This is a genomic window from Chryseobacterium sp. D764, assembly GCF_019317325.1.
Taxonomy (GTDB): domain Bacteria; phylum Bacteroidota; class Bacteroidia; order Flavobacteriales; family Weeksellaceae; genus Chryseobacterium.
Map to the genome: position 1 here is coordinate 1 of NZ_CP079219.1, position 20,851 is coordinate 20,851.

Below are 20,851 nucleotides of genomic sequence, written 5' to 3' on the forward strand. Positions count from 1 at the left end.
ATGGATGACAATTTAATGATGATATGGCAGAAATGCCTTCAGTTTATGCGTGATAACCTGAACGCAGCTGAAGACAATTCTGACCTGAAAAAACTTGAAAAATCTTTCGATATGTTATTCGATAAGGTGCAGCCACTTTCATTAGTAGCAAACAACCTTACGCTTATCGTACCGAGCGATTTTTACAAGGAATATATAGAGGACAATTACCTGTCCTTACTTTCTGCTGCCCTGAAGAAAAATATTGGAAAAGGAGTGAAATTATGGTATTCTGTGATGGAAAACAGACCAAAAGGTGAAGAAAAACCAGTTACCATGAACATCAAGGGACAAAGTGTTCCTACTCCGAAAACACAGGAAACAATGCCACAAGGATTCTCTGCTAATATTGTAAATCCTTTTGTAGTTCCTGGAATAAGAAAAGTAAATATAGATTCTAACCTTAAGCCTGACTATTCTTTTGATAGTTATGTAGAAGGGGAAAGCAATAAATTTGCAGCCACTGTAGCCAGATCCATTGCAAAAAGACCTGGAGCAACTGCCTTCAACCCGTTATTCTTATATGGAGGTTATGGAGTTGGAAAAACCCACTTAGGACAAGCTGTGGGGCTTGAAGTAAAAAATCAGTTCCCTGATAAAGTAGTCCTTTATCTGTCTTCTGAAAAATTTATCCAGCAGTTTATCTCTGCTGCCAAAGCACATAAGCAGACAGAATTTGCGAATTTCTATCAAATGGTTGACGTACTGATTATTGATGATATTCAGTTCTTATCAGGAAAATCAGCAACACAGGATAGTTTCTTCCATATTTTTGATCATCTGCATCAGAACGGAAAACAGATTATCCTTACTTCAGATAAAGCTCCTGCTGATATTATGGATATTCAGGAGAGAATTGTTTCCCGTTTCAAATGGGGACTTTCTGCAGAAATCAAATCTCCGGATTTATCTACAAGAAGACAAATCATTGAAGATAAACTAAGCAGAGACGGAATTGTTCTTCCGGGAGATATGCTTGACTTCCTTGCTGTGGAAACGAAAACCAATGTAAGAGAACTTATCGGAGTAATTAACTCTGTGATCGCTTACTCTACCGTATACAAGAGAGACCTGAGTCTTGAATTGCTTAAGGAGACCATCAACAGGATTGCTGCCAACCAGAAAAAGATCATCAACATTCCTTACATCCAGGAAGTTGTATGTGATTATTTTGGAATCAAAAAAGAACAATTACTGTCAAAAACAAGAAAAAGAGAGATTGCATTACCAAGACAGCTTGCCATGTACTTCTCTAAAGAATTCACCAACTCTACATTTACTAAAATCGGTGAAGAAATGGGAGGGAAAGACCACTCTACAGTAATGTATGCTTGTGATACGATCAAAGATGTATCGAAAATTGATAAAGAAATCAAGAAGTACGTAAAAGACCTTACAGAAAGAATCAAACAATAACATTGTTGAACAAAATAAATTGAAATGAAGGATAGTTTTATTCTTCATTTTTTATTTAGTTTTGTTGGAACAAAGACTCTTTTTAAATAGATAGAATATGAAAATATTAATGGTTTGTCTGGGGAATATATGCCGAAGCCCTTTGGCAGAGGGAATTATGAAAACAAAGGTGCCGGGAAACTTTGTGGTAGATTCAGCCGGAACCATTTCAATGCATCAAGGGGAGCATCCAGACAAAAGAGCCATTAAAACTGCCGCCAACCATAATATTGATATCTCAAAACAGAGATCAAGACCCATCACCAGAAAGGATTTTGAAACCTTTGATAAGATCTACTGTATGGATATTGATGTATTACAAGATGTGGTTTCTAAAACCATGAATGAAGAAGAACGACAGAAATTATCTTTATTTCTAGAAGTATTGGGAGATCATGAAAATGCTGAGGTTCCGGATCCTTATTGGGGAGATATGAGCGATTTTGAAAAGGTCTTTCAGCTGCTGGATAGAGGATGTGATGCTATTAAGAACCAAATATCTCAATCATAATCATGAAAAAACTGCTGTTACTCCTCTTGGTAAGCTTTAATTTCTCTTTTGCCCAAACCAAAGATGAAATTGAGATCCGTAAAGTAATGGATGACTTTATGGGATGCATTAAATCCAGAGATGAAGCCAAATATCTCTCTTTATTTCAGGAACCTGTACTCTGGACCGGAATTTACAAAGACAGAACACAGGCCAAACGCCTTGATAAAAATCCTAAGGCAGACTATTACTTTGCAGATGACTATAAGGCTTTTATCCAAAGTTTTAAAGATGACAAATCTGAAGAGAAATTTGACAATATTAAGATCGTGGAAGATGGAGCAATAGCTTCTGCCAATTTCGATTACAGCTTTTGGTACGACGGTAAAATGGAAAACTGGGGAAAGGAGATCTGGACACTGATGAAGATCAACGGAACCTGGAAGATCACTTCCGTTACCTTTTCTATGGATCTTACAAAATACTTCCTGCAACCTTCATTAAACGAAAGAACTAAAAAATAATACGATGCTTTTTTTACTCCCTGCTTACTTATCAGAAAACACTTCTATCAACCACTTTTCACCTGTTTTGAAGGATTATATCATGCAGACAGATTACTTCTTTGTGGAAAATGAGAAAACAGCTCGAAAGGTTGTTAAATTTTTTGCTCCGGAAAAGAAGCAGGCTGATCTGAAGTTATTTTTATTAGATAAATACACAGAAAATGCAGATATTAAAGAAGCTCAGGAACTGATGCTGAAAGGCCAGGACTTCGGATTGCTGTCAGAAGCAGGATTGCCTTGTATTGCAGATCCCGGAAATCTGATTGTGAAATGGTGCCATGAGAAAAACATCAGAGTAATCCCTGTTTCAGGTCCTTCATCCATTATACTTGCTTTGATTTCCAGCGGATTCAACGGACAGGAATTCACCTTCCATGGCTATCTTCCTATTGATAAAGGAGAGAAAAAGAAGCATATCACAAATCTTGAAAGCCTTGTTCAGAAAACCGGATATTCACAGATTTTCATGGAAACACCTTACAGAAACAATCAGCTTTTTGAAGATTTGTGCAAGTTTTTATCACCTAATACCAAGCTGTGTATTGCGGCCAATATCAACGATCCGGAACATGAATTCATCAAAACAAAATCTATAAAAGACTGGCAGAAACAGAAGCCGGAACTTCATAAAATTCCTGCGGTATTCGTACTTGGGAAATAAACTTTACTCCTATAGCTTTACAATCTAAGCATAGGAGTATTTTTTTTGTTTGAAAACCAGAAAGGTATTTTGAATTATTTCTCAGATCCTTTTTCTTTTTATTTGAAGAGAGATTTCAATGTTATAATTATGATTTCTTCTGAACTTCTCTTTTATTCTTCCAGCTATTCAATATGGACTTAAATTGACATTATTTCAACAATGTGTGACAATTTTTATGTAAATTATTGTATTTTCATGGTGTAAAATATTCTAATTATATAATTATATATAATGTATTATGGGGCGCAAATTTGTAAGTTAATTTATAATATTAACTATATTTTGTTATTTAATCTAATTTTTATTATAAATTTTATAATTTAAACTGTTTTCGTAGATTTAAGCTAATATTTTTCGTGTTTCTTTAATTATAAAGAAGGCGATAATTTTAGAATTCAATTTTGTATAAAATTGATCAAATAAACTCAACACCAAATACTTAAATATGATTACACGTAAAATTTTTTTTCCGGTATTGCTGATGCTGGCCATACTGGTACCTTCTTTAATTCATCTGTCCGCACACGGATATGTACTGAGTCCTGCTTCAAGAGGATATCAGGGAAGTCTTGATAAGGCTGCGCTCGGCTATTCTGTAGCATTTGGAAAATATGGCTCAGTAATTAATGAGCCCGGATCTCTGGAAGCCCCAAAAGGTTTCCCTGCATCCGGTCCTATAGACGGAAAGATCGCTTCTGCTAATGGAAGTATTGGCGGAGATACTACACTGGATATTCAAACAGCTGACCGATGGAAGAAAACAAATATCACCACCGGTGTGAATGCCTTTATCTGGAAATATCTGGCGTATCATGCAACCGCAAAATGGCATTATTATATGACAAAACAAGGCTGGGATTCTGGTAAACCTCTTTCTCGCCAAGATCTTGAACTCATTGGTACAGTTGTGCATAATGGTACACCACCACAGGATAATGTTTCCCATCAGATTACAGTTCCTGCAAACCGTACAGGTTACCATATTATTTTAGCGGTTTGGGATGTAGCAGATACTGCCAATGCATTTTATAATGTAATTGATGTTAACGTAACATCCGGGACAGGAGTTTCTATACCGGCTACTCCTACAGGATTAACCCAGCTTGGAGTTACCAGTTCTTCTGCTAAAATAGGCTGGAATCCACAGTCAGATGCCGTTTCATATAACGTTTTCCGTAATGGACAGAATATTCAGCAGGTAAGTGCTGCAACATTTGAAGATACCGGCTTGACTGCTAATACGGTTTATACGTATGAAATACAGGCAAAAGGTTCTTCAGGACTCACTTCAGGGAAAAGTACACCACTCAATGTAAAAACGAACGGTGAAGATATTCCTGAAAAACCTACAGCGCCATATAACCTTCATTCAATGAGCGTTACCGAGAACTCTGTGTCACTTATGTGGATGACCTCTACGCATACACAAGGCATCAAAAATTACCAAGTGTTTGAAAATGGAATCAAAGTAGGAGAGACTGTGCAAACAAGCTTTTTACGAACCGGCTTAGCACAAGATACAGAATATCGTTATACAGTAAGATCTGTTGCGATGAATGATCAGCTCTCTGATATGAGTAATGAATTAAAAGTAAGAACTAAGAAAGTTATGCCGGGTAATGGCCAAACCTACTGTGGGGTAGAGCAGTATAATACTGCCAATGCATATCCTACAGCCGGAACGAAAGTTTTCTACTCCTGTAAAATCTGGAAAAATAAGTGGTATGCAAATCCGGGAGAACTTCCGGGGACAAATATGGTATGGGAGGAAGTAAGTGTATGCACCGAAGGTTCAGGTTGTGAATCAAGTGGTCCGGTTACTTATTGTGGAGCACAGGAATATAATCCGGTGAAAAATTATCCAACAGCAGGAACGAAGGTATTCCATGCCTGCAAGATATGGGAAAACAAATGGTATGCGAATCCGGGAGAAGCACCGGGAAATAACGCTGTATGGAAAGTTTTAAATGATTGTAATGAAGGACAAAGCTGCAAAACATCAGGTCTTACCAATAAAGAAAATGATCTTTCAATAATAGCATCTGAGCATTTGATCAATTTTGCACCTGAAAGTTATTACAGCAAAATAAAGAGAGTAGATATCATTACTCCTCAAGGGCATCAGATAATGACCTTTATGAATCCAGGAAAGGACAATATGAATATCAGCCACCTTCAGTCTGGAATATATTTTGTGAAAATCCTTTATAAAGATGGAAACAGTATTACTAAAACCATCAGGAAGTAAATAAAACCAAGAAAGCTGTCTTTGTGATAAGGCGGCTTTTTCTTGTCAGAAATTATAAAAATATTTAACAGCTCTTAACAAGGCTATTGCATTATTCTTGTTTTAAAGACTATACTGGAAACAGTATAAATTGTTGATAATGCAGTAGAAACCCGGGCATCGAAGATGCCCGGGTTTTTTATATATTAGTTTTTATCTTTTTTCCTTGACTTCCATTTTTTCCAAAGAATGATAATAATAGGAATAAGCAAGAAAAGCGGCCACAACGAGACCATTCCCAGCAGAAAACTTACAAAACTGTTCCAGCCTTCAGCCAAAGAATCTATAAAACGGCTTCCAAAACCGATTTTTGAGGTAGCTGAGCTTCTCACTTTTTCTTTGTACAGATTTAAATTCAGTGTACTGTAATTCACACGGTCATCTATAAAACGAAGTCTGCCTTCTGCCACATCAATCTCATCTTCCAGCTCCCGGATATTTTCCTGAATTTCCAGCATATCCTTTGTGGTAGCAGCAGTTTTAAGCATGTCACGGTATTTTTCAAGATATATTTTTTTGTTGGCCAGTTTTATAGCTACATCAGTATATTCCTCTGTCACATCATTGGATGAAATATTTTTAGATAAGACAGATCCTACTCCGTCCGAAAATGAGTTGATGAGAGCATCAAAATTTTTATGAGGTACACGGATGATCAGCGTAAGATTATCATCCATATCGGTGTTTTGGAACTCCTCCTTTTGTATATAGGCCTTATTTTTTTTGATAATCTCATTGACCTGATTCTGAGTTTTTTTAATATCACCCACCTGAATCTTCATATCTCCGTTTTTGATAATTTTTTTGGAAATTGTATCTGTTTTCTTGGGAGTATAAACATCTTTGTTTACTCTGTTTTCATCGGGAAGCAGTTTTTCAGAAATAGAAAGTGGCGGAGGCACAGGTACAGAAGCAGCAGATGCTTTATCTTCCGGAATAACTTCCATCAGATCAGCCTTCACTTCATATTTTTCACCGCCTGATTTGCTGCAGTTGATCAGAACAAGACCTGATAATAGGAGAATAATGTTTTTCATGGGTAAATTAATTTTTAGGGGTATGATCAAAAAGTGTGCTTAAAAATGATTGTGCTCCAGATTTGTTTTAAATTTTTAAATAAAAGATCAAAATACATATAGGAAAGCGAAAAAATAAGCAGAATGAACTCAAAATAGGTCCGGAAAATTGTTGAAACAGTAAATTATTTCTATTTTTAATTCATGAAAAAAAGTCTTTTAGCATTTGTGTTTTCTCCATTTCTGATGTATGCCCAGGAAGCTCCGAAACTTACAGACGAGATGGCTATGAAATTATCTGATAAGCCACTTCATTGTATCAATCAGGAATACCCAAATAAAACAGCCCATATTATCAATAATGCAGGTGAGGTTCCTTTGACTCCCAAAGATCTTCACCCTAGTTTTTATGGCTGTTTCGATTGGCATAGCTCTGTTCATGGACACTGGATGCTGACCAGACTTTTGAAAACAAAACCCAATCTGCCTAGTGCTAAAGAAATTGAAAAAATCCTGGATGAATCATTTCAGAAGGATAAACTAAAGACAGAAGCAGACTATTTTACAAAATATCAGCTGACAGGAACTTTCGAGAGAACTTATGGATGGGCATGGATTTTAAAACTGGATGAAGAGCTTACCAATTGGGATCATCCGAAAGCTAAAATATGGCATGAGAACCTGAAACCGCTAACCGATCAGATTCTGAAATCCTGGAAAACCTATCTTCCAAAGCAAACCTATCCAAACAGAACCGGAGTTCATCCCAATACTGCATTTGCAATGGCTTTTGCTATAGATTGGGCAAGAGCTAATAAAGATAAAGAGTTTGAAAACCAGTTGATAGAAAAGTCCAAATATTTTTTCTTAAAAGACCAGAAAACCCCTGCTTATCTGGAACCGGACGGATCGGATTTCTTTTCGCCAAGTCTGGAAATTGCAGATCTGATGCGCAGAGTTCTTCCACAAAAAGAATTTGTGCAATGGCTGAGTGCTTTCTATGAAAAAAGAAGTCTGGAAAATGTTGAAAAAATTCCTGTGGTAAGTGATCTTAGTGATTATCAGACCGTTCATCTTGTGGGATTATCTTTTTCAAAGGCATGGTGTATGAAAGGGATTTCAAATGCACTTCCTGCCAACCATCCACTGAAAAAAGAATTCAGAAAAACGGCAGATGTATTTCTTGCTAATGGTTTGCCTTTATTGTTTCAAGGGAATTATGGCGGAGACCACTGGCTGGCAAGTTTTGCAGTATATGCCCTGGAAGATTAATATTTGATTCCGGTTTTTTTCAGAATAAAGCCTAAAAGCCAGATAGGTCCTATCAAAAGAAACTGAAGATCTTTGAGGAAAGACGGCTTTTGTCCTTCTATTTTATGCCCTATCAACTGAAAAATCCAGGTAATAACAAATACAGAAACGTAAACGATCCATGACTGCTTTCCGAAACTGATATTGGTCAGATAAATGAAATGCTCCAGAATAAGTATGATAACAGCCATCACGATAGCCATCAAAAGAGAAAGTCTTATATAGAATAATGTTATAAGAACAATCATAATAAGGCTAATGATGCTGACACATCCGAAATAGGAAGCGCAGAAATGAGGAGAGGGAATAAGGGATGCAAAACCTAAAACCGCCCAAAAGATTAATGGCACACAAATCCAGTGAATAAACTTGTTGGTCGCGTTTCTATGGCTTTTACTGTATTCGGCAAATAAGAGATCAACCTTTCTCATACTAATAGAAAATTGGATTGGTGCTAAAATAATAAAATTTTGTAATCACTGGTAAGATTGCTTACATTTGTCTTATGTCTGCCCTAGAAAAATTCGGAGTTGATATTTTTACGGAACGTAATATTTTCGAGCGAATAGCCGTGGGCAAACCGTTTCGTCCTGATAATCCTGCTTTTATATTTATTAAATCAGGAACTATAAAACTTCGCCAGCATTTCAGTGACCTGGAAGTTTCTGCCAACATGTTTATGGTAACCGATCCACAGACTATTTATGAAGTGATTTCTGTGACGGACGATTTTCAGTCCAGAATGGTTTCTTACCAAAGAGGATTTATTTCGGCTCTATCATTGAAATTTAACCGTCTCATTACCTATCGTTATTTCAGACAGCAAATGAATAAAGGAGTTCCTTTTCCCGAAGACGAAATGGAAGTCGTTTGGAAAAGTGTTAATTTCCTGAAATATATCCTTGATTCTGAAACAGAAATGCTTTACAAGAAAGAAATGGTAGAACATCTTTTCTCTGTTTTCTGTTATCAGATGGCTGGGATTATTTCCAAGGAAGATAACAGTTCTATGAGCCAGATGTCCAGGCAGGAAGAAATTGTATTTGTATTTCTTACTGATATTGCGGAACATCATCTTACAGAGAGAACGGTTGAGTTTTATGCCGGACGGCAGTCAATTACAACCAGACATCTATCTTCCGTAGTGAAGACCATTACGGGCAAATCTGCGAGCGAGATCATTGCTTTAATTGTCATCAATGAGGCTAAAGTGCTCTTAAACTCTTCCAGTAAACCGGTTTCAGAAGTTTCTTCTATTCTCGGATTCAGTGATCAATACTCATTTTCTCACTTTTTTAAGAAGCATCTGAAGGTAAGCCCTACACAGTACAGACATCAGTTTGAAAACTAAAATCTTACATTTGAACATCTTTTTCCAAAAATCAAACATTTGATTGATTTTGTTGTTGACCTAACTTTGCATCTGTAAAACAAGGTAAAATGACAAAGAAAATAAAAACAGCACTATCTGTATTGATAGCAGCTTTTCCTGCGCTGTTTTTTTCACAACAGATTAAGCAGATGACCGCAGGTGAGGTAGCGGAACTTGCTGTTCAGAATCACCAGCAGCTCAAAGTGTCTGCACAGAACATCGGTATTGCAAAGCAAAACACGAATGTTGTTAAGCTTCAGAAACTTCCCACAATTACGGCTTCTACAAGTCAATTCTATTTAGGGGATGCAGTAGCCATTGACAAAGATTTTTCAAATTCTACAAATGTTCCGATGCCGCATTATGGAAGCTCATATGCGGTTCAGGCGACACAACTGATCTTCAAAGGGGGATTGGTGAATAAATCTATTGAAATGGCAGGACTTCGTGAACAGCTTTCCGAACTGGATTTAGAGAAAAATAAGCAGGATGTAAAGTTTTTAGTGATTTCCAATTATCTGGATGTCTATAAAATCATCAATCAGGAAGAGGTATTTGAGAATAACAAAAAACTGGCTCAGGAACGTCTTAAAAATATCCAGAAGTTCTATCAGCAGGGGATGGTAACACGAAATGAAGTGATTCGTGGAGAATTGGCCATCAAAAATCTCGATCAGGGAATTTTAACCCTTACCAACAATAAAAAAATCCTTAATTATAATTTAAATATTGCTTTAGGTTTATCTTCTGACACAGAAATTGTTCCTACAGAGAGTTTGGAAAATAAAGAATCCGGAATAGGCATGGAATATTATACAGATCTTGCCCATGAAAGTAATCCATTGTTGAAATCTGCCCAAAAAAATATTGCGGTTGCAGATAAAAATATTGAGATCATCAAAACGGACAATGCACCTACACTGGCTGGATTTGGCGGATATACTCTACAAAGACCCATTACAACCAGAAATCCTGTTTTGGATATGTATTCAGGAGGATGGCAGACTGGAGTTTCTTTGAGTTATAACATAGATACACTGTATAAAACGAAAGAAAAAGTAAAATTAGGAGAGCTGCAAAAGAATCAGGCGAATGATGCAATGACTCTGGTACAGCAGAATGTGGATATGGGAGTGAATGCAGCCTATACAAAATATCAGGAAGCCATTCAGCAGGCGGATATTCTGAATGATTCCAAAAGACTGGCAGAAGAAAACTACAAGATTACGGAAGCCAAATATCTGAATCAGCTGGCAGTACAGGCAGAAATGATAGATGCCCAAAACCAGAAACTACAGTCGGAACTTGATTATGCTAACGCCGAAATCAATGTTTTGTATCAGTATTACAACCTTTTGAAATCTACAGGGACACTTTAATTTTTAAAACTGAAAATCAACACAATGGAAAACAAGGAACAAACTACTCAAAATACGACACCAACTCCTGCTGCACCAAGCGCAGAGAATAAAAAAAAGAAAAATAAAACCAATAAAATCAGAGCCATCATTTCCAATATCATCGTTTTCATGGTGATCGGTTTCGGATTATTCTGGTTAATACGTGAATATTTCCATATCGGAAACAAAACCTATACGGAAGCAGCACAGGTAGAAGAATTTATCAATCCTGTTAACACAAGGGTTTCGGCATATATCAAAGAAATTAAGTTCATTGAACACCAGCATGTAAAAAAAGGAGATACACTGGTAGTCCTTGACGAACGTGAAATTCTTACACAATTGGGACAGGCAGAAGCCGCTTATCAGAATGCGATGGCTCAAAAGACAGCCACAAGTTCTTCTGTAAATACTGTTTCCAACAATGTCAACGTTATGCAGTCCAATATTGCAGGTGCAAAAGCGAGATTATGGAATGCTGAGCAGAATTTAAACCGTTATAAAAATCTTTTATCAGCAGAAGCAGTTACAAGACAGCAATATGATCAGGTAAAAACAGAATACGATGCACAAAAAGCTGCTTATGAAACTTTAGTGAATCAAAAACAGTCAGCGAACCTTTCCACTACTGAAGTGAAAAGCAGACTGGGAATTAATGATGCTGAAATCAAAAGAACAAAATCTGCCTTGGATATGGCGAAAATCAATCTTTCGTATACTGTTATTACGGCGCCTTATGATGGAGTAATGGGAAGAAGAACTATCTCTGAAGGGCAATTGATTCAACCGGGACAGCAGGTTGCAACCATCGTTCTGAATGGTCAGAAATGGGTAACAGCCAACTTCCTGGAAAGCCAGATGCCAAATATTAAAGTAGGAGAAAAAATTTCTATGACAGCTGATGCTTTGGGAGGGAAAAAATTTGAAGGAGTTGTCACTGCTGTTTCAGCGGCTACAGGATCACGATATTCGAGTGTACCTACAGATAACTCTACCGGAAACTTTATTAAAGTGCAGCAGAGAATTCCTGTAAGAATAGAGTTTACAGCTTCCAACAAAAAAGAAGACCTGGATAAACTGAGTGCCGGAATGAATATGAATGTGAATATTAACAAAGACTAAAAGATGGAAGATATCAGATTCCAGACATTATGCGTAGGGAAAGCTAAGGTTGAATGTTGAAAGTCTGCCATCTGATATCTGAAATCTATTATCCAAAAGAATCATGTACAACAAAGGATTATATAGCGACTGGGTACCGAAACCCGTACAGCTGCTGCTGATTGTATTACTGCTTGCTGTGGTAATGCCGATTGGTGGGGTGTATACCGGGAATATCAGCTCTCTGGTAAGCGGTACCGGTGCCATGACAGAATATTTTATGTGGGCTAACTATGCAACTACCATTGGAATGGGAGCCTGTATGCCTGTTGTTCTCAGAATTAAAATGAGATTCAAGGTAAGGGATAAGATGGTTTTACTTCTGGTGCTTTTAGGATTGCTTAGTTATGTGAACGGGACTACCTTACAGCCGGTAATCTTCATATTTACTTCTTTACTTATTGGTTTTATGAAGATGATGGTAACTATAGAACTCTTCCTGCCACTTATGGTTATGATTGGAAACCGCGGAGTATTTTATGGGGCTTTCTATACATTCGTTCTTGTGATGAATCAGGTGGCTACCTATTATGCAGCTGAGTTTGCCCTTCTTTACAACTGGCAGCAGTTTTATCTGTTCACAGCTGTTTTATGCTTTATTTTAGCTTTAATACACTGGATTTTTATGCATAATAAATATTTTGCGTTAAAAGTTCCGCTGCATTATATTGACTGGTTGAGTATTTTGCTTTTCATTTCAACTTTTATGTTTTCAGCCTATGTTTATTCGTTTGGAAGACAGCAAGATTGGTTCAATTCGAAGAATATTATTTACGCAAGTATTACAGCTTTTGTAAGCTTTGCACTGCTTTCTATTCGTCAGCTGACCTTAAAACGACCCTACCTTTCATTCAAAATTTTCACAAAGAATAATGTACAGCATGGGTTGTTTATGCTTTTCTGGCTGGGAATGTTTTTAGGAACAGCTTCTATTCAGAATACTTTTGCGGTTGGTGTATTAGGGTATGACCAATTGACAAATACCAGACTGAGTTTACTAATGATTCCCGGAATTATCTTAGCCGGAGTCATTGCAATTTTCTGGTTTAAAAAAGAAAAACCTTTGAAAATGTATATTTTTTCCGGTTTCTCAGCTATGGTTGGATATGCCATCATCATGTACTTTTCTATGGTATTGGAATTCAGTTATGACAGCTGGTATCTGCCTATGTTTTTAAAAGGCTACGGAATGTGTTCACTGTTTATTTCCGTATGGTTTTATACACTGGATAAGCTTGAAATGGATGAAATGCTTGCTGCTATCGGGCTTGTACTGGTTTGGAGAACTTTTCTTGCAGTAGGGATTTTTTCAACACTCTATGCCTGGTTTCAATACCGTTTCCAGATTATAGCAATAGGAGATCTCGCCGTTTATATGGATGGAATGACTGTTACTCCTCAGAATGTAGCAGCCAATATGAAACCGATTCAGCTTAATGCCATCATCATAGCCACCAAAAAGATATTCGGATATATCATCTTAGTCGGGTTTGGAGTATTGATTTATGTTGCCACGCATCACTTTGGAGCAAAACGTTTTCAGTATTTCAGATTTGTGAGAGTTCTTGGTGGTAAATCTGTAATTGCGAGAAGAAGACTTCGGGAAAGAAAAAAATTATTAGAAGAAATAAAAGATGCTGCAGGACCTGCAGTATAAAAGATACCTTGTTTTTCACTAGTAAAATCCTGGTCCTTCATTGGGCTGGGATTTTACGTTTTTAAGAAGATGTCAAATTTTAAACTTTTTTGAAACATTAAGATTGTATTAAGGTGTTTAGAGTATTAAGATGAGCTTCGCTTTAAGCTTAATCAGAATGATTTATCTTAACTATACTTTATTCCTTAATCCTTCTTAATGGTTTTTATATATATCCAGATTTAGAAAACTTTTCTGTAAAAAGATGTTTACAATTATAAATAAGGGGAAATTTCATATTTTGTTATTTTTATTCTTTCTAAATAAGAATTATCTTTGTGAGATTATAAAAATTTGAAGTAGAAAGAATGAAAAAGCAGTATGCATTCATAGGTCTTTTGGTTTCGGGGTTGATGATTTCCCAGACAGTAAAAGATTCTATAGCCTCTAAAGGTATTGAAGATGTGGTTATCGTAGCCTCCAGAAAGCCTACAAAAATCTCTGAAGTTCCGGGAACGGTTTGGGTAGTACAGAAAGAAAAGATCCAGGAACAGGCCAAAAGCGGAGTTCCAATTAAAGAGATGTTGTCGATTCTGATTCCTTCTATGGATATTGGTCCACAGGGAAGAACCAATTACGGACAGAATATGAGAGGACGTTCTGCGCTCGTGATGATAGATGGAGTTTCTCTGAATAGTATCCGTGCAATAAGCCGTCAGTTGGATGCAATAGATCCTTTTAATATCGAAAGAATTGAAGTCCTTTCAGGAGCAAGTTCAATTTATGGAGGTAACGCTACCGGTGGAATTATCAATATTATTACAAAGATTCCTTCCAAAAAAGGAATTAGCGGTGAGACTGAATTGGGTGTACGTTCAGGATTTATGGGAAAAGAGGACCATGATTTCCGTGTTGCTCAGTCTATTGCAGCTAAAGGAGACAAATTCTTCGGGAGATTGGGAGTAGCCTATCAGCAGAATGGTGGGGTGTATGGAGCTGATCAGAAACAGCTTTTTACAGATATTACACAGACGGATCTTCAGTATAACCAGTCGATTGACATCCTTGCTACTGGAGGATATCAGTTTAATAATAAACATAAAATAACAGCCTCTGTTCAGTATTATAATTCTAAATTTAATGGAGACAGAAGTTTATTTTTAGGTGAAAATCTAAGCGCATTTACTACAAAAAATGCTTCATTACTCGAAATGAGAGATGGTTTCTCATCCGATAAAAATGTTGGGACGGAGCGTTATATGGCTACTGTAGCTTATAATGGAAACGGAATTTTAGGCGGACAGGACCTGTATGTGCAATTGGCTACCCGAGGTGAAAAATTAGGATTCTATCCATTCCCGGGAAATGTTACTTTGCAGACAGGAAGAATACCTTACATGTCCTCCTCACAGCAGGATACTTATTATTCTGGGATTAAAGCTTTATTATCCAAATCATGGAGAGGACTGAATGTTACGTATGGAGCAGACTTCGATTTTGAAAAGTTTGAGGGCACCCAATCTGTTTATGATATTGCAAAAACAATGTCCAGCGGGGGCTTAGTCAACGAAACAAAATACAGTCTGGGAAGATATCCAACCAATCATTCACAGAGTTACGCCGGATATGTTCAGGCAAAATATAATATCCTGCCGAAATTACAACTGAATGCAGGAATCCGTTATCAGCATATCAATGTGAAGATGGACGACTTTGTGGGCTCAGAACAGCAGACACAGATTGCAATGGGGTATGGAAGCTCAGCATCTGCAATTCCGGGAGGTGAAAGTTCTTATAATGTGACCCTGGCCAATGCCGGATTGTTATATAAATTCAATGAACAGCATCAGGTTTGGGGAACCTTTTCCCAGGGAGCAAGTTTAGCAGATCCTGCTAAGTTCTATGGTATCGGGCAATATAAGCTTGTGGGGACAAACTGGGATGTTGTATCCAGTATCAATGTAAAAGAACAGCCGCTGCAGGCTATCAAAACCAATCAGTTTGAAGTAGGATACCGCGTTAACAGAGGAGGTTTAAGAGCTCAGATTGCTGGCTTCCTGAGTAATTCTGATAAAACGGTAGCTGTAGATAAAAAGACCTTCCAGATTCTTGTGAATGATTTAAAATTAAGAAACATGGGAATCGAAGCTGAGGTTTCTTATTCCTTAAGCAATGGGGTTTATTTCGGAGCAAGCGGACTTTTGATTAAATCTGAGGTAGATAATAAAGGAGAGTGGCAGAAACAGGAAATTTACAATGCTTCTCCTTCAAAATTGGTGACCTATATCGGATATAATATTAAAAACTGGTCATTCAGATTCCAGTCTTTGCAGAATTTCAAGCAGAAAGACGAGCTTAATAATGTTGTAGAAGGTTACAATACTTCAGACCTGATGATGGGATACCGATTCAACTGGGGGAAATTCAATTTAGGAATCCAGAATATATTTAATACAGATTATCAGACAATATGGAGCAAGCGTTCCCAGGTGTTGTATTCTACATATGGACTTCCTGAATTGTTTAATTATAAAGGAAGAGGAAGAACATTCAACCTTTCTTACACTTTTGAATTTTAAAAATAAGATGAAGGTAAAAATGCCTTGATCTGAAAACATATTGTATTTCAAATCCGGTTTCTGAAATTGATCGGAAATCGGATTTTAATTTTAAAAAAAATCAGTTATGGCTAAAATTTCAACAGGGCAGATTGTTGCCGAAGTAACCAGAAAAGAATACATTACTGACCATTTTATCAGAGTGTATTTGTACTCACCGGAAGTTCAGTTGTTCAAAAATACTATGGTGGGAGACAATAATAAGATTGCAGTTCCTCCAGTTGGTTTGAACGAGATTCATTTCCCAACACTGGATGAAAATCATCAGTGGATATACCCGCCTAAAGAAGTGGCTCCAGCCATCAGAACCTATACCCACAGAGGGATTGATCTGGAGAAAAACGAATTGATCATCGACTTTGTAGATCACGGAGACGGTGGGCCTGCCTCCAAATGGGTGAGGGAAGCTGAAGCGGGTTCAAAGCTTGGAGTCATGATGCGTTTGGAAGGAAAAGAACTGTATCCTGCTGCAGATTGGTATCTGTTGGTGGGAGACGCTACTGCCATTCCGGTGATCAGTGCGATTTTGGAAACTCTTCCTGAAACAGCAAAAGGAATATGTATCATCGAAGTTCATGGAAAAGAAGACGAACAACTGCTTGAAACGAAAGCCCAGATTGATTTTAAATGGCTGCACAATGCACAACCTCAGATCAGCAGTGAAATTGCCAATGCCGTAAAAAGCATTGATCTTCCCGAAACTAAAAAATTTGGCTACGTTGCCTGTGAATTTTCAAGCGTAAAAGAAATCCGTACTTATCTGAGAAAAGAGAAAAACTGGGCTTCACAGGAATTATATGCTTATTCTTACTGGAAAGCAGGTGTAGCAGAGAATGAATCGCAGGCGGACAGACATAGGGAGAAGGATTCGATGGAGCAGAAAATAGGTGATAGATAGCAGGTTTTAGGGATTAGAGAGTTTAAGGTTCAAGGTTTAAAGTTTAAAGTTTAAAGTTTAAAGTTGCGGGTGACCAAGAAATGACAAGTAACAAAAACAACCAGCAACCAGTAACTCATAACCAGCAACATTCAACTAAAAACTTTGAACATTGAACCCCGAACCCTTATCTTTGCACTATGAAAGATTTAATGGGCAGAGCGATCTGGGATTATTACCACAATGAAAATCCGGAGGATCTGCAGACTGAAACATCAATTTCTGAGCTGGATGAACTTCCGGTGGATTATTTATTCAGAGATTTTGAAGAAATGAACGATATTGAACAGAAAGCACTGGACTTATCCGAAGGAAAGGTTCTGGATATCGGAGCGGGTGCAGGTTCTCATTCTTTATATCTTCAAAATGAAAGAAATCTTGAGGTAATCGCATTGGATATTTCACCAAAATCTATTGAAGTCTGCCAGCTGAGAGGAATTAAGAAAGCAGTTTGCAAAAATATGCTTGAGTTTTCAGGAGAGACTTTTGATACGATTTTATTATTGATGAACGGTACAGGAGTTTTTGAAAAGCTTGCTAAAATAGATACCTATCTTCAGAAGCTGCATACTTTATTAAATGATAAAGGGCAGATTCTCATTGACAGTACGGATATTCTTTATATGTTCGACCGCGATAAAGATGGCGGAGTGTATATTCCTGCAGGTGGATATTACGGAGAACTGGATTACATAGTTCATTATAAAGGCGAATCTGAAGAACCGATTACCTGGCTGTACCTTGATTTCAATACTTTGAAAAATGCGGCTGAAAATAACGGCTTCAAAATAGAAAGAGTTTTAAAAGACGAAGATTCTTACTTGGCAAAGCTCACTAAGAAATAATTGATAATAAGTCATTGCGAGCTGAAAGCGAAGCAATCTCAACAAATAATACATTGTCATTCTCTGAGCAGGATGGCAATTTTTGTTTTTGGGACCTCTTCTAGCCCCGATAGGAACGGTTACCCCACAGCATGTAGTTGTGGCCCCGGGCCAGGCGCGAGGAGTAAAAGTGGATAGCGGGAAACAGCTCCTTATTATTGTCTGAACAGATGGATGGCTCTTGCAAACGGATAGAAAGAAAACCATTCCTGAAAATAAAAATACATCAGAACAGTGTTTCCGGCACATAAAATCACTGGAAGAATATAAGATTCTGCACGGTAAGGAAGTTTTTTTGGAGTTGCTAAAACGCTGATGACAAGTAAGCCCAAAGCACCTACTGCAACGACTCCAATTTCGGGACTGTATCTGGAAGTGGTGCCAAAGTCAAAATGGGAAACCAGAACATATTTTTGAAACATAAAAAAAAGAAAACCAAATGCCAGTGCTAAGAAGCTTGCAAGGTATTTTTTTAGTTTGACTAAATTAAGGAACAGTAAAATAGACCCCGGAATTGGAGAGAAAAAAACGGAGCTGACAAAAATAGTCCTTCGAGAATAAAGCTTAACAGCTTCCGTATCTTCTGTGATATGGTCTTTCCATACTTCTACCTCTTCTGTACGTTTTGCTTCTTCAGCTTCCTTTTTTTTTTGCAAAATCAATCCCTGAACAGCGGCTTTTTCCTGCTCACTGAAAACACGTCCTCTTTCTTCCAGAATTTCAAAAGCAATCTGAACGGCTTCCGGAACAAAACAGTTGCCTTCTTTTAAATATCCCTCTAATTCCTGATTGGAAAGCTTTCTTAAAACACTTTTATTGACAATAAGTATTATTTAAAAGAAAGGCTGTCTCTAATGAAACAGCCTGTGATCTTTATAAGGATTTTAATTATCCGATCTCAATACCGTTTTCAACATTGCTGTCATCCGGTGTTACGAAAGATAATTTTCCGTCTGGTTTTGTTGTTAATAATAACATTCCCTGAGATTCAATTCCTCTGATTTTTCTAGGAGCAAGGTTCAGCAGGATCATTACCTGCTTACCGATTACTTCTTCAGGAGTGAAGCTTTCTGCAATCCCGGAAACAACAGTTCTTACATCTACTCCTGTGTCTACAGTAAGTTTTAATAATTTATCTGCTTTTTCTACTTTTTCAGCTTCTGTAATGGTTGCTGTTCTAAGGTCTATTTTAGTAAAGTCATCAAACGTGATCTCTTCTTTCATAGGGTTTGCGTTAGGGTTTGTTTTTTTATTGTTTTGTTTTGTGTTCTCTAGTTTTTGGATTTGAGCTTCAATGACATCGTCTTCAATTTTTGAAAAAAGAAGAGATGATTCGTTGATTTTATGTCCTGTTTCAATTAAAACTGCTTGACTTTCAATCGTATTCCAGTCTTTCTTTTCAACGTTGAACATGTTCAATAGCTTTTCAGAGCTGAAAGGTATGAAAGGTTCACATAACTGAGCTAAAGCAACAGCTATTTGTGCTCCCACGAATAAAGACTGAGCTGCTTTTTCCGGGTTGTCCTTAATGGTTTTCCAAGGTTCTTCTGTTTGAAGGTACTGGTTTCCAAAACGGGCAAGATTCATCAATGCAGTTAGTGAATTTCTGAACTCATAATTTTCAAGGAATCCTGAGATTTCTTTTGCTGATTTATTTATTTCCTGCAATTCGGGACTGTTTACATCTCCTTGCGGAACAACACCGTCATAATATTTATGAATAAGAACAGCGACTCTGTTGATGAAGTTTCCGAAGATACCTACCAATTCAGAATTATTCTTAGTCTGGAAATCCTTCCATGTAAAGTTATTATCTTTTGTTTCCGGAGCAGATGAAAGAAGAGCATATCTTAATACATCCTGTTGGCCAGGGAAGTCTTCCACATATTCATGAGCCCATACTGCCCAGTTTCTTGAAGTAGAGATCTTGTCGTTCTCAAGGTTCAGGAATTCAAAAGCAGGAACATTTTTAGGCATGATATAATCTCCGTGAGCCTTCATCATCGCAGGGAAAATAATACAGTGGAATACAATATTATCCTTTCCGATAAAGTGTACCAGGTCACTGTTTTCGCTCTGCCAGTAATCTTTCCAGTCTTTTCCGTTTTTCTCAGCCCATTCTTTGGTAAAAGAAATATAACCAATTGGAGCATCAAACCATACGTACAATACTTTTCCTTCTGCATTCGGAAGCGGAACCGGAACACCCCAGTTCAGATCTCTGGTCATCGCACGAGGCTTAAGGCCGTCATTCAGCCATGATTTAACCTGTCCGTACACGTTAGGCTTCCAATCGTCTTTATGGCCTTCAATGATCCACTCGTTTAAAAAGTCTTCGTATTCGTTTAATGGCAGATACCAGTTTTTTGTTTCTTTAAGGATAGGAACATTTCCGCTAAGCATAGATTTCGGATTGATCAGCTCGGAAGGAGAAAGGGTAGAACCACATTTCTCACACTGGTCTCCGTAAGCATTTTCATTACCACAATTAGGACACGTTCCTACAATATAGCGGTCAGCAAGGAATTCTCCTGCCTGCTCATCAAAATACTGCTCAGAAATTTCTTCTGTGAATTTTCCTTTTTCGTATAATACCTTAAAGAAATCCTGACTGGTTTCATAATGGTTTTTAGACGTTGTTCTTGAATATTCATCAAATGAAATTCCCAGATCAGCAAAAGATTTTTTAATGATCCCGTGATATTTGTCAACAATATCCTGAGGAGTAACTCCTTCTTTTTTGGCTCTTATGGTAATAGGAATTCCGTGCTCATCTGAACCACAGATAAACGCTACATCTTTTCCTAATCTTCTCTGAAATCTTGCGTAAACATCCGCAGGAATATAAACACCTGCCAAATGTCCTATATGAACCGGCCCGTTTGCATAAGGCAAAGCTGCCGTAATCATCTTTCTGTTTGACATTTATAGTAAAGTTTTAACTGCAAAGATAAGGAATATCTGTTGAATACCGCT

The 20,851-nt window shown here is 37.4% G+C and carries 17 protein-coding genes; 13 read left to right on the plus strand and 4 right to left on the minus strand.

Going from position 1 to position 20,851, the window contains the following annotated elements; translation table 11 throughout:
- The 5 genes from dnaA (at nt 1) to KYG33_RS00025 (ending at nt 5,501) form a co-directional block, all read left to right on the plus strand.
- Nucleotides 1–1,455, plus strand: coding sequence for a chromosomal replication initiator protein DnaA (gene dnaA / locus KYG33_RS00005; protein WP_077415042.1), 1,455 nt, complete (start codon nt 1–3; stop codon nt 1,453–1,455).
- 97 nt (nt 1,456–1,552) lie between these two features.
- The gene (locus KYG33_RS00010) at nt 1,553–2,005 is read left to right on the plus strand and encodes a low molecular weight protein-tyrosine-phosphatase (protein ID WP_219072444.1); all 453 of its coding nucleotides are present in this window, start codon (nt 1,553–1,555) and stop codon (nt 2,003–2,005) included.
- A gap of 2 nt (nt 2,006–2,007) precedes the next feature.
- Nucleotides 2,008–2,508, plus strand: coding sequence for a nuclear transport factor 2 family protein (locus tag KYG33_RS00015; protein WP_219072445.1), 501 nt, complete (start codon nt 2,008–2,010; stop codon nt 2,506–2,508).
- A 4-nt stretch (nt 2,509–2,512) separates the two neighbouring features.
- Nucleotides 2,513–3,211 (plus strand): SAM-dependent methyltransferase, encoded by a 699-nt coding sequence (locus KYG33_RS00020; RefSeq protein WP_219072446.1) that lies wholly within the window; start codon nt 2,513–2,515, stop codon nt 3,209–3,211.
- Between the two features lie 487 nt (nt 3,212–3,698).
- A complete protein-coding gene (locus tag KYG33_RS00025) occupies nt 3,699–5,501 on the plus strand; it encodes a lytic polysaccharide monooxygenase (protein ID WP_077415034.1) in 1,803 nt (600 codons plus the stop codon).
- A 185-nt stretch (nt 5,502–5,686) separates the two neighbouring features.
- On the opposite strand, the gene KYG33_RS00030 is transcribed toward KYG33_RS00025, so the two are convergent.
- Nucleotides 5,687–6,577: a DUF4349 domain-containing protein gene (locus tag KYG33_RS00030; protein WP_219072447.1), complete on the minus strand. Its 891-nt coding sequence runs from the start codon at nt 6,575–6,577 to the stop codon at nt 5,687–5,689.
- Between the two features lie 183 nt (nt 6,578–6,760).
- On the opposite strand from KYG33_RS00030, the gene KYG33_RS00035 reads away from it, so the two are divergent.
- Nucleotides 6,761–7,828: a DUF2891 domain-containing protein gene (locus KYG33_RS00035; protein ID WP_219072448.1), complete on the plus strand. Its 1,068-nt coding sequence runs from the start codon at nt 6,761–6,763 to the stop codon at nt 7,826–7,828.
- Here the strand turns inward: KYG33_RS00035 and KYG33_RS00040 are convergent.
- Nucleotides 7,825–8,298 (minus strand): DUF962 domain-containing protein, encoded by a 474-nt coding sequence (locus tag KYG33_RS00040; RefSeq protein ID WP_077415028.1) that lies wholly within the window; start codon nt 8,296–8,298, stop codon nt 7,825–7,827. The two genes, KYG33_RS00035 and KYG33_RS00040, sit on opposite strands and share 4 nt — an antisense overlap.
- A 74-nt stretch (nt 8,299–8,372) precedes the next feature.
- On the opposite strand from KYG33_RS00040, the gene KYG33_RS00045 reads away from it, so the two are divergent.
- The 7 genes from KYG33_RS00045 to KYG33_RS00075 all read left to right on the plus strand — a co-directional run bounded on the left by KYG33_RS00045 (nt 8,373) and on the right by KYG33_RS00075 (nt 17,836).
- Entirely contained in the window at nt 8,373–9,218 is an 846-nt protein-coding gene (locus tag KYG33_RS00045; protein WP_180565545.1) for a helix-turn-helix domain-containing protein, read from the plus strand.
- A gap of 89 nt (nt 9,219–9,307) precedes the next feature.
- The gene (locus tag KYG33_RS00050; protein WP_077415024.1) at nt 9,308–10,618 is read left to right on the plus strand and encodes a TolC family protein; all 1,311 of its coding nucleotides are present in this window, start codon (nt 9,308–9,310) and stop codon (nt 10,616–10,618) included.
- Nucleotides 10,619–10,642: 24 nt separating this feature from the next.
- Entirely contained in the window at nt 10,643–11,761 is a 1,119-nt protein-coding gene (locus KYG33_RS00055; protein ID WP_077415022.1) for an HlyD family secretion protein, read from the plus strand.
- 103 nt (nt 11,762–11,864) lie between these two features.
- The gene (locus KYG33_RS00060) at nt 11,865–13,457 is read left to right on the plus strand and encodes an MFS transporter (RefSeq protein ID WP_180565546.1); all 1,593 of its coding nucleotides are present in this window, start codon (nt 11,865–11,867) and stop codon (nt 13,455–13,457) included.
- Between the two features lie 347 nt (nt 13,458–13,804).
- Nucleotides 13,805–16,015, plus strand: coding sequence for a TonB-dependent receptor (locus KYG33_RS00065; protein ID WP_180565547.1), 2,211 nt, complete (start codon nt 13,805–13,807; stop codon nt 16,013–16,015).
- 106 nt (nt 16,016–16,121) lie between these two features.
- Nucleotides 16,122–16,952 carry a siderophore-interacting protein gene (locus KYG33_RS00070; RefSeq protein WP_219072449.1) on the plus strand — a complete coding sequence of 277 codons (831 nt, stop codon included), beginning with the start codon at nt 16,122–16,124 and terminating at the stop codon, nt 16,950–16,952.
- Between the two features lie 179 nt (nt 16,953–17,131).
- Nucleotides 17,132–17,836, plus strand: a complete 705-nt coding sequence (locus KYG33_RS00075; protein ID WP_180565549.1) for a class I SAM-dependent methyltransferase — start codon at nt 17,132–17,134, stop codon at nt 17,834–17,836.
- Nucleotides 17,837–18,030: 194 nt separating this feature from the next.
- Here KYG33_RS00075 and KYG33_RS00080 read toward each other — a convergent pair whose 3' ends face one another.
- Together KYG33_RS00080 and metG are read right to left on the minus strand one after the other, a co-directional pair.
- Nucleotides 18,031–18,531: a hypothetical protein gene (locus KYG33_RS00080; RefSeq protein WP_180565550.1), complete on the minus strand. Its 501-nt coding sequence runs from the start codon at nt 18,529–18,531 to the stop codon at nt 18,031–18,033.
- Nucleotides 18,532–18,763: 232 nt separating this feature from the next.
- Entirely contained in the window at nt 18,764–20,800 is a 2,037-nt protein-coding gene (gene metG, locus KYG33_RS00085) for a methionine--tRNA ligase (RefSeq protein WP_180565551.1), read from the minus strand.
- Nucleotides 20,801–20,851 lie beyond the last annotated feature (51 nt).